The organism is Flavobacterium lotistagni (assembly GCF_011392125.1).
GTDB classification, from domain to species: domain Bacteria; phylum Bacteroidota; class Bacteroidia; order Flavobacteriales; family Flavobacteriaceae; genus Flavobacterium; species Flavobacterium lotistagni.
This window is the reverse complement of record NZ_JAAJBU010000005.1, coordinates 203,613-217,475: the sequence shown is the minus strand read 5'-3', so window position 1 is coordinate 217,475 and position 13,863 is coordinate 203,613. Positions and strand designations below refer to the sequence as shown.

10 protein-coding genes are annotated in these 13,863 nt (G+C 42.8%); 4 read left to right on the top strand and 6 right to left on the bottom strand.

Features of this window, described 5'->3' with window-relative positions:
• The first annotated feature begins 45 nt into the window (after positions 1-45).
• Positions 46-1,809, top strand: coding sequence for an FG-GAP-like repeat-containing protein (locus G4D82_RS08115; protein ID WP_166336455.1), 1,764 nt, complete (start codon positions 46-48; stop codon positions 1,807-1,809).
• Between the two features lie 67 nt (positions 1,810-1,876).
• Here the strand turns inward: G4D82_RS08115 and purB are convergent, their stop codons facing one another.
• Together purB and G4D82_RS08105 are read right to left on the bottom strand one after the other, a co-directional pair.
• The gene (purB, locus tag G4D82_RS08110) at positions 1,877-3,223 is read right to left on the bottom strand and encodes an adenylosuccinate lyase (RefSeq protein WP_166336453.1); all 1,347 of its coding nucleotides are present in this window, start codon (positions 3,221-3,223) and stop codon (positions 1,877-1,879) included.
• A gap of 194 nt (positions 3,224-3,417) precedes the next feature.
• Complete coding sequence (locus tag G4D82_RS08105) at positions 3,418-4,113, bottom strand: SIR2 family NAD-dependent protein deacylase (RefSeq protein WP_166336451.1); 696 nt, start codon at positions 4,111-4,113, stop codon at positions 3,418-3,420.
• A 154-nt stretch (positions 4,114-4,267) separates the two neighbouring features.
• Here G4D82_RS08105 and G4D82_RS08100 point away from each other — a divergent pair, with 154 nt between their 5' ends.
• Positions 4,268-4,933, top strand: coding sequence for a TrmH family RNA methyltransferase (locus G4D82_RS08100; protein ID WP_166336449.1), 666 nt, complete (start codon positions 4,268-4,270; stop codon positions 4,931-4,933).
• A 490-nt stretch (positions 4,934-5,423) separates the two neighbouring features.
• Here the strand turns inward: G4D82_RS08100 and G4D82_RS08095 are convergent, their stop codons facing one another.
• The 3 genes from G4D82_RS08095 to G4D82_RS08085 form a co-directional block, all read right to left on the bottom strand.
• Positions 5,424-6,191 (bottom strand): carboxypeptidase-like regulatory domain-containing protein, encoded by a 768-nt coding sequence (locus tag G4D82_RS08095; RefSeq protein ID WP_166336447.1) that lies wholly within the window; start codon positions 6,189-6,191, stop codon positions 5,424-5,426.
• An 87-nt stretch (positions 6,192-6,278) separates the two neighbouring features.
• Entirely contained in the window at positions 6,279-8,171 is a 1,893-nt protein-coding gene (locus tag G4D82_RS08090; protein ID WP_166336445.1) for a DEAD/DEAH box helicase, read from the bottom strand.
• Between the two features lie 235 nt (positions 8,172-8,406).
• Complete coding sequence (locus tag G4D82_RS08085) at positions 8,407-8,985, bottom strand: non-canonical purine NTP diphosphatase (protein ID WP_166336443.1); 579 nt, start codon at positions 8,983-8,985, stop codon at positions 8,407-8,409.
• 97 nt (positions 8,986-9,082) lie between these two features.
• Here G4D82_RS08085 and G4D82_RS08080 point away from each other — a divergent pair, with 97 nt between their 5' ends.
• Together G4D82_RS08080 and G4D82_RS08075 are read left to right on the top strand one after the other, a co-directional pair.
• Positions 9,083-10,162: a choice-of-anchor L domain-containing protein gene (locus G4D82_RS08080; protein WP_166336441.1), complete on the top strand. Its 1,080-nt coding sequence runs from the start codon at positions 9,083-9,085 to the stop codon at positions 10,160-10,162.
• 75 nt (positions 10,163-10,237) lie between these two features.
• Complete coding sequence (locus G4D82_RS08075; RefSeq protein WP_166336439.1) at positions 10,238-12,610, top strand: hybrid sensor histidine kinase/response regulator; 2,373 nt, start codon at positions 10,238-10,240, stop codon at positions 12,608-12,610.
• A 56-nt stretch (positions 12,611-12,666) separates the two neighbouring features.
• Here G4D82_RS08075 and G4D82_RS08070 read toward each other — a convergent pair whose 3' ends face one another.
• Positions 12,667-13,590, bottom strand: coding sequence for a T9SS type A sorting domain-containing protein (locus tag G4D82_RS08070; protein ID WP_166336437.1), 924 nt, complete (start codon positions 13,588-13,590; stop codon positions 12,667-12,669).
• Positions 13,591-13,863: the final 273 nt, after the last annotated feature.

Sequence of the window (13,863 nt, the reverse complement as noted above, 5' to 3'; positions counted from 1 at the left end):
TTAATTTTAAATGTCGATAAACTCTAATCTTAAAAAAATAAGAACATGAAAAAAACAAACCACTTTCTGCATGTATTGTTGTCACTCATGACACTGTTGATTTTTCAAAGCGATCTGTCGGCACAAATCTTCACGAAAATGACTAGCGGTGCTATAGTCAATACGCCCGGCGATTCCAGAAGCGTTAATTGGGTAGATGTCAACAATGACCAATTGATTGATTTGTTTATATCCAATGGAAAAGCTGGCGGGCAGAACAATATGCTCTACATGAATCAGGGCAACGGTAATTTTACCGCAATAACCGCGGATCCTCTAGTACTCGACGGAAAGCCCAGCGACGGGGCTACTTTTGCCGATTGTGACAACGATGGCGACCCAGATGCGTATGTGGTGAATTGGTACAACGAAGACAATCTGTTCTACACGAACGACGGTTTGGGAAATTTTACCCAAGTTGCAAATCCAATATCCGATTCAAACGGTTACAGCGAAACCGCGGCTTGGGGCGATTATGACCAAGATGGTTGGCTCGATTTATATGTTACCCGAAGTGGTCCAACAACGGCTACCAAAAGAAATCAGTTGTATCACAACGACACAGCCAATACGTTTACTAAAATCCTGACGGGCGATGCTGTAACGAACGCGTTTACCTCCAGAAGTGTTAACTGGATTGATATTGACGATGATGGGCTGCTCGACATTTTCGTGACCAATGAAGGCAATTCAAACACCAACGAAAACTTATATCGCAATGACGGCGGCGGTAATTTCACCAGAATTACAACCGGCGATTTGCTCAATGATGGCGGCAAAACCATGAGCAGCAGTTGGGCCGATTACGACAACGACGGCGATTTGGATGTATATCTGGCCAATGACGGTTCCAACAACGCCTTGTTCCGCAACGACGGCAATCTTGTTTTTACCAAAATGGCTACCGATCCGGTTTCCAACACGAATTCTCATTCGTTCAGTTCGGCTTGGAGCGATATCGACAACGACGGCGATCTGGATTTGTTCGTGACCAACAGTTACAATAGCACAACAGATTTGCTTAGAAATTTCCTTTACATCAACAACGGCGACGGCACTTTCACGCAAAATCTAACCGAAGTTCCGGCTACGGATGAATCTTGGTCTTATGGCTGTGCGTTCGGCGATTACGACAACGACGGATTTCAGGATTTAGCAGTAGCCACAGTAGCATTCAATGGGGTTGATACGCCCGATTTCTTATACCATAACAACGGCAATAGCAACCATTGGATTACTATTAAACTCGTTGGAACTTCGACCAACAAATCGGCGATAGGAACAAAAATTCGCATAAAAGCTACCATCAATGGGCAAACAGTTTGGCAACTGCGCGAAATTTCGGCCCAATCTTCTTACTGCGGACAGAATGATTTAAGGGCACATTTTGGTTTGGGCGATACTGCCATTATTGAAGAAATTCGAGTGCAGTGGCTTTCGAATGTAGAAGAATCTTACTTGAATATATCAGGAAATCAATTCCTCACTATTGTCGAAGGACAAGGAATTTTGGGTTTGAATGCACCGACACAAGCTCAGGATTTGGTTTTGTTTCCCAATCCGGTTGCTTCGGTTTTGAATATCGATTCGAAAGACTCAGCGCCGAATACTTCAATCAGTATCTATAACACTTTAGGACAGATGGTTTTAGTCATTCCCAACGCGCAGCAAACAAAAAGTGTCGACGTTTCGGGTATGAAAAGTGGCAATTACTTGGTGAAAGTGAATTCAGATAAAGGTAGTTCTAGTGCTAAGTTTATGAAGCTTTGATCGCAATATTAACAAGAAATTGTTATAATTGAATCTTCGCGTCTTGGCACCTTTGCGAGAAAATTTCTTAAATCCCCAAATAATTACTAGGCGTAATGGCTAACAATTCCTTTTTCACCGTTTTAGAAACTTCCAAAGTATCAATAAAATCGTGAATCGCTTTTTTGTCGATGGCTTTATTGGTGCGCGTCAAACCTTTTAAAGCTTCGTAAGGATTCGGGTAACCTTCGCGGCGCAAAATCGTTTGAATGGCTTCGGCGACCACGGCCCAGTTTTTCTCCAGATCTTCTTCGAACTTGGCTTGGTTCAGTAGCAATTTGTCTAAACCTTTCAAGGTCGATTCAAAAGCAATCAACGTATGCCCGAACGGAACGCCAATATTGCGCAACACCGTGCTATCAGTCAAATCGCGTTGTAATCTCGAAATAGGCAATTTGGCCGACAGGTGTTCAAAAATAGCATTGGCGATGCCCAAGTTGCCTTCGGAGTTTTCAAAATCAATCGGATTGACTTTGTGCGGCATGGCTGAAGACCCGATTTCGCCCGCTTTGATTTTCTGTTTGAAATAATCCATCGACACATAAGTCCAAATGTCGCGGTTCAAATCGATGATGATTGTGTTGATGCGTTTCAGCGCGTCGAAGAAAGCCGCAAAATGGTCGTAATGTTCAATTTGCGTCGTCGGGAACGAGTGGTGCAAGCCCAATTGTTGTTCGACAAATTTATTTCCGAATTGGCGCCAATCGATTTTAGGATAGGCCACCAAATGCGCATTGAAATTGCCAGTCGCACCACCAAATTTAGCCGCAAAAGGCACGTTGAAAAGCAACCGCATCTGTTCTTCCAACCGCTCTACGAAAACCTCAATCTCTTTTCCCAAACGCGTTGGCGAAGCAGGTTGTCCGTGGGTTCTGGCGAGCATCGGTACGTCGCGCCATTCTTCAGCCAAGCTTTTGAGTTTGCCCACTAATGCGATGAGTGATTTCAAGTAAACCTGCTGAAAAGCGTCTTTGGTCGAAAGCGGAATCGCCGTATTGTTAACGTCTTGCGAGGTCAATCCAAAATGAATAAATTCTTTGTAAGCACCCAATCCCAAAGTATCAAATTGGTCTTTCAGAAAATACTCTACGGCCTTTACGTCGTGGTTGGTCGTCTTCTCGGTTTTCTTGATTTGCAAGGCATCATCACTCGAAAATTGTTCGTACAAAGCCCGAAGTTTTCCAAAAACCGAAGCATCGATTCCTTGAAGTTGTGGCAAAGGCAATTCGCAAAGCGCAATAAAATATTCCACTTCCACCAAAACGCGGTAACGAATTAAAGCTTCTTCAGAAAAATAGGCGGAAAGTGGTGCGGTTTTGCTTCGGTAACGCCCGTCAATAGGCGATACAGCGTTGAGTGAGTTCAGCGAATCCATGGTGTAGTGTGTTGTTTTGAAGGCCCAAAGATAACCAGAAATATCGGGAAACAGATTGGCGTTTTTTTATTTTTTAGAAGCCGGGAACCTGCTATCCGCTATATCTTTTTAAACCGTCTAGGTTTCTAAAACCTAGACGGTTTAAAAAGGATGCCGCTGCTATCAGGGCTAGGGCTTCTGTGGTCAGTTGTCGGTTACTTGTTGTCAGTTGCTAAGTCTTTCATAACGATAGACATGCCTTCAGAACCAGTTGCAGCAATCACTTTCAGATTTCGCGGTGCGTTCGAAATGGTGGCCGGTTTCGGATCTATGTAATACATCGGAATATTCGCTGGAGCATAATGCAGCAATCCCGCAGCCGGATACACTTGTAACGAGGTGCCAATGACAATCAAAACGGCTGCTTTTTGGGTTAGGTAAATGGCTTCTTCCAAAGCGGGAACAGCCTCGCCAAACCAAACAATATGCGGGCGCAACTGATTGCCGTCGGGGCCAAAATCACCGAGCACCAAATCGTGTGACCAATCTAAAACCAGGTTTTCATTTCGCACAGAACGCACTTTAAGTAATTCGCCATGCAAATGCAAAACATTCGTGCTTCCGGCTTGTTCGTGCAGATTATCGACGTTTTGGGTGATTACTTGTACGTCGAAATTTTTTTCCAATTCGGCAATCAACACATGACCCGCATTGGGTTTTACTTGTTGCAACTGCCGGCGCCTTTGGTTGTAAAAATCTAAAACCAATTCCGGGTTTTTGCGAAAACCTTCAAGCGAAGCCACTTCCATAACATCATGGCCTTCCCACAAACCATCCGCATCGCGAAAAGTTTTGATACCGCTTTCGGCCGAAATTCCGGCACCGGAGAGAATAACAATTTTCTTTTTCATGATTAAGAAAGCTAACACGAATTACATTAATGGACACGAATTTAAAAAAATGCGCAGTAGAATTCGTGCTAATTCGTGAAATTCGTGTTTAATTTCATTGGTACTACTAAAAGTAAAAACCTCTCTTTTACTATTTTTGGAAAAATTTTTCTGCATGACCGATCTTGCTTATTTAGAGTACCTCGAAGGTTTCCTGACCGACGCCCGCAAAGCCAAGTTTTTGAAAGTGCTCGCTACCCGAACCAATCATTTCACCGTAGCAATGGAAGACGTTTACCAATTGCACAACACCAGCGCCGTGATGCGCAGTTGCGAGGTGTTCGGCATCCAACAACTCAATGTGATTGAGGAAAAATTCGGCAAGCGCATCGACAAGGAAATCGCGATGGGCGCCCAAAAGTGGGTCGATGTGAACCGGTTTGAAAGTATTTCTTCTTGTATTGAAAGCCTAAAAGGTAAAGGCTATCAGATTATCGCGACCACGCCGCACCAGAACGATTGTTTGCTCGACGATTTCGATATTTCAAAACCGAGTGCGTTGTTTTTCGGCACCGAGCGCCACGGATTGTCCGAAGAAGTTTTAGAACAAGCAGACGGCTTCCTCAAAATCCCGATGGTGGGTTTCACAGAAAGTTTGAACATCTCGGTATCGGCAGCCATCATCATCCAGAATCTCATGGGCAGGTTGCACAAATCAGACATTGCCTGGCAACTCACCGACGAAGAAATTCTGGAAAAACGCCTCGATTGGGCGCGGCATTCTATTAAAGATATCAAGCGGATCGAAGCGAGATATTTTGCGGATCGAGTGCCTGAGTAGCTGAGTGCCTTAGTTCGTTTATTTGTAGTGGGTAATTTTGTTTTCAGGTTGGGAAATAGTTGTGAAGTGCATGAATGCCTTAATCCGTTGGTGCCTTAGTTCGTTTAGTTGTAGTGGGGAATTTTGTTTTCAAACTGTAAAGACAGTCGCAAATTTTGAAAGAGTTGTGGAATGTTTACGTTAGCCCTAGCCCTGATGATTTAGCTTCGCTCAGTTCGGCTAAAGCCTCGGGTAGATATTAAGAGGAGACCCGAGACCGAAAGGTCGAATTGTATGGAGCGACAGCGGAATAAAAGTCCAGTGGACTTCAGGTAAAGGCTTGTATAAGATTTCAAAACAAATGTTTTTAATTTCCACAAAAGCCCTAGCCCTGATGGAAGTGGAAAACCTTTGGCGCCGGGGTTCGGTGGCAAAGTTTGGGAGCGCACAGCAGGTTCCCGGCTCCTAAAAAAACCTAAGGCACTAAGCAGCTCAGGCACTCAGTCACTTTTTACTTCTTCTTCAGAACTTTATATTCTTCATAACAACCGCTGATGGCATCCATGATCTGTAAATCGTTGGCGGTTTTGATGAAGGCTTCCGAATAATTGCAGCGGTCGAGGATTTCGGCGATTTCTTTTTTGTCGATTCCCAAAAGTGTGGCTAGGGTTTCGCGGTCGAACTTGGATTCGAGCAAATTGCGTACGGTTTCGTCTTTCTTGATTTTCTTCAGGCGTTTGAGTTCGTTGCCTTTTTTGCCGAAGAAGTTGTACAACGCATCGGCCGGATTGAACATAGAGCCTAAAATGTTCCCGAAAGCACCGGGCGAATATTCACCGGCTTCGTATCCTTGCGATAAACCTGAAATGCTGTAGCGGTAATTGTTGGGCGAGGGAATGAGTTTGGAATCGACCTCGAGATAACCTGTTAAATAATAAGGTTGGATGATGATTTCTTCGAGCGCGATAGCCTTTTCGGTCATTTGGATTTGCGTCGTTTTGTTTTTGATCCAGTCATTGGTGACGCGGATTTTTAGTGACTGGAAACCGATATACGATAATAATAAGGTATCGCTTACACTGACATTAATTTCAAAACGGCCCTTGGCATCGGAAACCGTACCGATAACTTTATTCAGGTTGATGATGTTGACATTGGAAATCGGGAGCTTGGTGTTGTCGTTGGTGATGACGCCCGAAACAGTCTGGTTTTCTGTGATGGCTTGGGAAAATGCGGCCTGGGAAAGCCATAAAAAAACGAAGACTATTAAATATCGCATAGGGTGTTTTGAAAGTTTAAAAGTAATAAAACACTCCTGATATTGAATAGTCTTCGGTATAATTATAAGAAAATTAACAAAGTAGGCTTAACCTCTTCTGTTTCTTCTCTCTTTTGGCATATCGGATGAAGCCGAACGTCTGGGTGCGCGGTCTGCATAACGTTCTGAACCTCTGGTGCCGCGCTCCGGTGCCGATCCTTCTGAGCGTCTTGGTGAGGCGCTTCTGGTTTCGCTTCTAGAGCCGAATCCGCCGCTTCTTGGAGCTGTACTTCTGTCGCTTCTGAAACCACCGCTGCTTCTTTTTTCGCCGCGCCCGCCAAAACCACCGGAATTTCTGCCGTTGTGGTCGCGTCTGCCACCGCCATCATTTTTAGAAATCTCAACGTTGATGCGTCGGCCTTCGAGCGTAATATTGTTAAGGGTTTCCATCACTTTGTCGGTGTGTTCGGGGTCGGTGTTGAAGAACGAGAAGCCTTCTTTTACATCCACTTTATAAACATCGTCACGGCCCAGTTCGAGCGTGTCGCGTAGGAAATCTTTAAGTGACATCCAATCGAATTCATCGCGCGAACCAATGTTGACGAAATAACGCACCGCACCGCCATTGTTGAATTCTCTCGGCTCACGAGCGCCTTTTTCACGATCGCCTCCAGCCACTTGTGAAGAAAGATCGCGGGTTTTCTTGTAGTAATTGATGAAACGGTTAAATTCCACCGACACCATTTTCTTGATGAGTTCTTCTTTAGACAAACCTTCTAGCACGTTGTTGATTGCCGGAAGATAGTTGTCGATTTCGTGGTCTACTTCGGTATCTTTAATTTTATTAGCTAAGTGCAATAATTGGATTTCGCAGATTTCGATGCCTGACGGAATGGTTTTCTCTTCGAATTTTTGTTTGATAATGCGCTCAATCGCCGAGATTTTACGCAACTCACTTTTGGTTACAATGACGATCGAAGTTCCTAATTTTCCAGCACGTCCGGTTCTTCCTGAGCGGTGGTTGTAGGTTTCGATTTCGTCGGGCAACTGATAGTTTACTACGTGCGTCACGTTATCAACGTCAATTCCACGAGCAGCTACATCAGTAGCAACAAGCATCTGAATTTGTCTGCCACGGAACGATTTCATCACTGAGTCACGTTGGGCTTGCGATAAATCTCCGTGCAAAGCTGCGGCGTTGTAGCCATCTTCAATGAGTTTTTCCGCTACGTGTTGTGTGTCTTTTTTAGTTCGGCAGAAAACCACCGAGAAAATATCTGGGTTTGCATCGGCCAATCTTTTCAAGGCTTCGTAACGGTCGCGGGCGTTCACTAGATAGAATTCGTGCGAAACAGTAGCTGAACCTGAATTCTTGGTTCCTACGGTAATTTCGATAGGGTTTTCCATGAATTTCTTGGCGATACGCGCTACCTCGGCAGGCATGGTCGCAGAAAATAACCAAGTGGTCTTGGTTTCTGGCGTGTCTGATAAAATCGATACGATGTCTTCATAGAATCCCATGTTGAGCATTTCGTCGGCTTCATCAAGCACGCAATAGTCGATTTGTTTGATGTTGACCAATCCGCGATTGATCATGTCTTGCATTCTGCCCGGAGTGGCTACAATAATCTGTGCGCCGCGTTTGATTTCACGGGCTTGCTCGGTAATGCTCGCGCCTCCGTAGATGGCCACGACATTGATGCCTTTTTCGTATTTGGAGTACAACTTAATTTCATTGGTAATCTGCAAACACAATTCGCGCGTTGGCGATAAAATTAGTGCCTGTGTATTGCGGTTCTCCGCGTCAATTTTCTGGATCAGCGGAAAGCCAAAGGCGGCTGTTTTCCCTGTTCCGGTCTGGGCTAAGGCTACTAAATCTGTTTCTTGTTCCAACAACATTGGAATCGCTTTCTGCTGTACTTCGGTCGGATTCTCAAATCCTAGATCGATAATCGCACGCTGTAGCGATTCTTTCAATCCTAATTGTTCAAATTTGTTCATTCTTTGTTTTTAAATTATTCGATCGGACCCCCGGTCTCGATTCGCGTGCAAAAGTAGGGCGAATAAACCGAATAATCTAATGGCTTGAAGGGTTTTATTGTTTTATTATTATTTGAAAATCAGAAAGATAGAAAATGTTGTGCGTTGTGGGTTGTAAGTTGTAGGTTGATAGAGTGCTAAGAAGTGGTTTTAGTTGAATAAAAACGGTAGGAAAAAGTAAGTCGTTACTTATTTTTTATTTAGTTTTTTGCAAAAAAGAAATCAGTTTTTGCGTGGCTTTTCCGCGGTGGCTGATGCGCCCTTTTTCTTCGAGCGGGATTTCGGCGAAAGTTTTATCGTAACCTTCGGGTTGGAAAATCGGATCGTAACCAAAACCTTGATTTCCAGATTTCTCTTTGGTGATGGTTCCTTGGGCAATTCCTGTAAAAAGATGTTGCATTCCATTCAGATTTAAAGCAATCACTGTCTTGAATTGCGCATTTCGGTTGTTTTCGTTTTGTAATTTGCTGAGCAGCAAATCCATGTTGTCGTTGGCATTTTTTTGCTCGCCGGCATACCGCGCAGAATAAACTCCGGGTTCACCGTTCAAAGCTTCCACTTCCAAGCCTGTGTCATCGGCAAAACAATCATAGCCGTATTTTTGGGTGACGTAATTGGCTTTGAGAATAGCGTTGCCTTCAATCGTGTCGGCGGTTTCAGGAATATCTTCATGGCAGCCTATAGAATTTAGAGAAATCAGTTGGATATCTGCCGGAAGCAAAGCTTGAATTTCTTTGATTTTATTGATGTTGTTGGTAGCGAAAACAATTTGCATGATTCAAGATTTAATGTGCGCAAAGGTAGTTTTTCTGTGGATGAAATTTCTCAAGCGATGGGTTTGAAAATTAATTATCTTGCCGAAAAATATCACTATGAAGCGACTGCTACTTTCCTTAATTTTCGGTTTAAGCTTTCTTTCAGGCTCGGCGCAATTGCAAATAGACAATACGCAAACTCCGGCACAATTGGTTTTGAATACCTTTTTAGGTGAAAATATTGCCGTGAGTAATGTGAAATTCAATGGCTCTACAACAGCGGCACAAACCATTGGCGATCAAGTCGGGAAGTATTCCAATGGCGCTACTGCTCTAGGTAGCGAACAAGGTTTGTTACTTACAACGGGCAAGGTATCGGTGGCTTCGGGTCCGAATAATTCTGGTTCAATGAGTTCAGTTGCTGCGACACCTTTTGCTGGAGATGCCGATTTGGCGTTAATCTCAGGCACTACTGTTCGCAATGTGTGCAACCTCGAATTTGATTTTATACCCAACGGCGACACGGTACTTTTCGAGTATGTTTTTGCTTCGGAAGAATATCCCGAGTTTGCCAATTCTTCCTTCAATGACACTTTTGCCTTGTTGTTGAGCGGTCCGGGCATTTCTGGGCCTTTCAGCAACAACGCTAGAAATATCGCTATAATTCCCGGAAATTCGCAACCGGTGAGCATCAATACCATCAATAATGGGAACTCGAATTTTGGTCCTTGTGAGAATTGTTCTTTTTATGTTAGTAATGGAACCGGTACTACGCCATTGGCCAACGCCTCGATGCAATATGACGGGCGTACTACAATTTTAACAGCAAGTGAAGCAGTAGTGGCAGGTTCGACTTACCATTTGAAGTTTGTCATTGGGAATGTGAGCGATAATCTTTACGACTCGGCGATGTTTCTTTTGCAAGGAAGTTTGCGTTCGGCTACTTTACACTCTGACAGTTTTGCAACTGAATTGGTGAATTTGTTTCCCAATCCAGCCCGTGATTTTATCCAGTTTAGTTCAAAAATTAACTTGAATCGAGTACAATTTTACGACTTGCAAGGCAGAATGTTAAAGCAGATTGCTGTCCAAAATGAGACACGAATCGACATTTCCGAGCTTCAATCGGGAACTTATATTGTTGAATTAGTAACTAGTGAAGGTCAAATCAATCGTCAAAAGCTAGTGGTGCAATAAACAGTTTGTATTGAACAGTCGTTAAAGCCAATTCCATTAGTTTTTTTTTGACCTATATTTCTAAAAAAATAAAGCATGCGAAATTCTTCCTTTAGGTTTGTTTGTGCAATTTTATCGCTTTTCTGTTTTCAGATATCTCAATCTCAATATGTTTTTCATGAGCCGGTTCCGGATGCTATTTCGTTGCATCCATATACTACTATAGCCGATGTGGGCCAACAAGAGTTCAACATTGATTTTATCATCCACCAATACAGCAAGCTGAATTTTTGGAAATTAAAAACCGAAAATGACGATTTGGGTTTCACCGACCATCATTTTTGGGCCAAGTTTGAGTTGGAAAATCAAGCTTCAACATCTTTGAGCTATTATCTGGAAACCGCTCGGCCGATTACTGATTTGGTTGAATTGTATGCGATTGATTCCTTGGGTAAAATCAGTAAATCCGTTAGTGGTGATCAGATTCCATTTGCGCAAAGAAGCTTCAAAGACCGCAAAACCATTTTTTCAATCGAGTTGCAACCGAATCAGAAAATCACTTATTTCCTGCATTTGAAAAGCGATGGAGAAGTCATCAAAATGCCGATGATGCTTCGCGACGCTGAAAGCTATCTCAATGAAGTCTCGATGGAACAATTGGTCTTCGGGATTTTCTACGGTATTCTTACTACGGCGGCCATTCTATACTTGTTCTTTTTCTTTGGCCTTAGGGAAAGAACATTTCTGTATTATAGTTTGTATGTGGTTTTTATCGGTTTGCTGCAATTCTCGCTCGACGGTTATTTTTACGAGTGGATTACACCCCAAAGCGGTTGGCTTTCGATGCACGCTGTTTTATTATTTGCGATGATTGCCGGAATCTTACTCGGTAAATACAGCGAAGTTTTTCTTAGAATTAAGCAGTACAACGCCACAATTTATTTGTTGTTCAATGTGCTTTATGTGCTGGCTTTTATCGTTTTGTTGCTGATTATTTTCGTGCCGGCGTTGTTCGCGATTTGTTATCCGCTAGCTAATGTTTTGGGCTTGCTGATTTTGTTGCTTATCATTGCTTCGGTTATCTACTTGTATGTGAAACGCAAACCGATTGATGTGTTTTTCAGCATCGGTATTTTATTCCTGATATTGGGCTTCGGGATTTTTATTTTGAACAATTTCGGACAAGTGCCCAATTCGTTTTTTACACAAAACAGCTCGAAGTTCGGCACCGGATTGGAGATTATTTTCCTTTCACTTTCGATGGGGAATTTGATTCGCAACCTCAAGAACGAAAAAGAAGAGCTCAATCGTTTGGCCTTAATTCGGCTAGAGGAAATGAACGAACTCAAGTCTTATTTTCTCTCGAACATCAGCCACGAATTGCGCACGCCGTTGAATGCGATTTTAAACCTTACCGATGCCATTTCTAAAGAAGTTTCCGATGAGAAAGTGCGCCAGAATTGTCAAGTGATTAAGTATTCCTCGCATAGTTTGCTGAGTTCGGTGAATGATATTCTAGATTTCTCGAAGATTGAAAAAGGCGAGCTTCAACTCGAAAGCGTTCAGTTCGAACCGGTCAAAGTGCTGGAACATTTAAAGAACAATGCGGTCAACCGGGCCAAAGACCAAGGCCTTGAATTTGAATTTTCTAAAGCGGAAGGCATTCCGGAGATGCTGCTGGGCGATGTCACGCGTTTGGTGCAAATCGTCAACAATGTACTGAGTAACGCGATTAAATTTACCGCGCAAGGTCAAGTGAAATTCCATATCGATTCTAAAACTTTGCCCAATAATCGCGCGAGTTTGGTGCTGACTATTTCAGATTCCGGGATTGGTATTCCCAAAGAGAAACTGCACAGTATTTTTGATTCGTTTTCTCAGAATTCAATTGATAACAAACGCAAATTTGGCGGTTTGGGCCTCGGTCTTTACATCGTGAAAACCTTGGTTGATATGCACAAAGGTTCGATCCAGATCGACAGCGTGGAAAGCATCGGGACGACTTGCCGTATTACTATTGATTACGAAGTGGTCGCCGTCGAGAAAAAACCTGTTGAAGTGGCCGCTGATGCCGTGTTTGACTTGAAAGGGAAATCGATTTTGGTAGTCGAAGACAATGCGATTAACCAAATGGTGATTAAAATGATTACCAAGAAATGGCTCAACACTACTGTGGTTTATGCCAACAATGGTCAAGAAGGCTTGGATGCTTTGCAAAGTCAGTCTTTCGATATCATCTTGATGGATTTGCAAATGCCCGTGATGGACGGCTACGAAGCAACAATTGCCATTCGAAACGGAGAAGCAGGTGAGCACAATCGAAACATTCCAATTATCGCTGTTACCGCAGATGTCATGGAAGAAACCAAAAGACGCGTGAAGGAAATCGGGATGGATTACTATATTTCCAAACCTTTGAAAAACGATTCGTTGTTTGAAGTGATATCCAATCTGATTCTAAAAAAATAATAGCAATAAAAAAGGCGCCAGTAATTGACGCCTTTTGTGTTATTTGAAGATGAGATTTAGTTCACCATCAATTTTGCCGTAGCGCCTGAAGCAGTTTTGATGAAATAAACACCTCTGTTGAACGAACGCGTATCAATTGTTGAAGTGTTCTTAGCGGTAAGAATCACTTTTCCAGTAACATCTGAAACCGTAATATCTTCAGTTTGGCTTAGAGTTACAATTTCTTTGTTGGATGGATTGGGATATACTCTTAAACTTTTGTCGTTGGCTTCGAATTGGGAAACACCTAAAGTTACATTACTGGTAACGGTTACCATATCATAACGAACAGTTCCTCCGGTTCCGGCAGAATAGACGTTTGTAGATCTAGCCGCCACATAATCTCCAACGATTGGATCGAATGCGCTCACAATTTTGAAAGCAATATTAGGGTTGTTGTCCAAGGCAGTAACTGAAGAAACATCAACAGTTCTTCCATTATACCAAGTGTCTCCAGTTCCAGTAGCGGCAGGTGTAAAAGTAAAAGTTTGCGCTTCAACCCAAACAGGGCTCGCAGCGGTTCTATCGGCAGTGTAAAGCACTACATAAGTATTGCTTGCACTATTACTTAGGCGTTGTTCAAATTTAAAAACGATGCCAGCTTGTCCAACAGAGCTGACGTTATACTGAACACCTCTGACTTTGTTATCTGTTCCGGCCGGAGCATAACCAGTAGTTTGCCATCCGAAGTTTGTGGCAGTAGGTTCAGTTTCTGTAGTTTCTGCTGATGCATTTCCGGCAGCGAACGCACCAGTAGTACCTCCAATCAATTCTGCCGTACCAGCTCCAAGGGAAACTAAAGGAGCACTACCGCCTCCAGGAATTGAGTTTGCATCTGCGCCATTAAATCTCCATTGTGCTATTGTTGCTTGTGCCCAAGAATTACAAGTAAACAATAATGTTAGGGCAAGCATTTTAAATACAGTGTAATTTGTCTTCATATTTTGTCTTTTAAATTTTCGGCTAAATTACCAATAAATATGGAATGAGATTTTATTTTCGATGTAATGCAAAAGAATTAGTATGAATAACTTAATTACGAAGTTGAAGAATGGTTTTGTTTCCTACAAATTTTCTATTTTTTGATAAAATTCGGATGGTTAAATTATTGATTTTGTTGGTTTTTGTGAAAAATCTGTCATTATTTTCTTGTGTTAAATTATCGTTATCATCGACAAAACGCCATAAAATCAGGGTCAATTCAAACTGTTGAC

Coding starts and splice junctions, on each gene's coding strand:
- purB (WP_166336453.1), bottom strand. CDS start 3,223: ATGGATTCGCTGAACTCACTCAACGCTGTATCGCCTATTGACGGGCGT.
- G4D82_RS08115 (WP_166336455.1), top strand. CDS start 46: ATGAAAAAAACAAACCACTTTCTGCATGTATTGTTGTCACTCATGACA.
- G4D82_RS08105 (WP_166336451.1), bottom strand. CDS start 4,113: ATGAAAAAGAAAATTGTTATTCTCTCCGGTGCCGGAATTTCGGCCGAA.
- G4D82_RS08095 (WP_166336447.1), bottom strand. CDS start 6,191: ATGCGATATTTAATAGTCTTCGTTTTTTTATGGCTTTCCCAGGCCGCA.
- G4D82_RS08090 (WP_166336445.1), bottom strand. CDS start 8,171: ATGAACAAATTTGAACAATTAGGATTGAAAGAATCGCTACAGCGTGCG.
- G4D82_RS08075 (WP_166336439.1), top strand. CDS start 10,238: ATGCGAAATTCTTCCTTTAGGTTTGTTTGTGCAATTTTATCGCTTTTC.
- G4D82_RS08070 (WP_166336437.1), bottom strand. CDS start 13,590: ATGAAGACAAATTACACTGTATTTAAAATGCTTGCCCTAACATTATTG.
- G4D82_RS08100 (WP_166336449.1), top strand. CDS start 4,268: ATGACCGATCTTGCTTATTTAGAGTACCTCGAAGGTTTCCTGACCGAC.
- G4D82_RS08080 (WP_166336441.1), top strand. CDS start 9,083: ATGAAGCGACTGCTACTTTCCTTAATTTTCGGTTTAAGCTTTCTTTCA.
- G4D82_RS08085 (WP_166336443.1), bottom strand. CDS start 8,985: ATGCAAATTGTTTTCGCTACCAACAACATCAATAAAATCAAAGAAATT.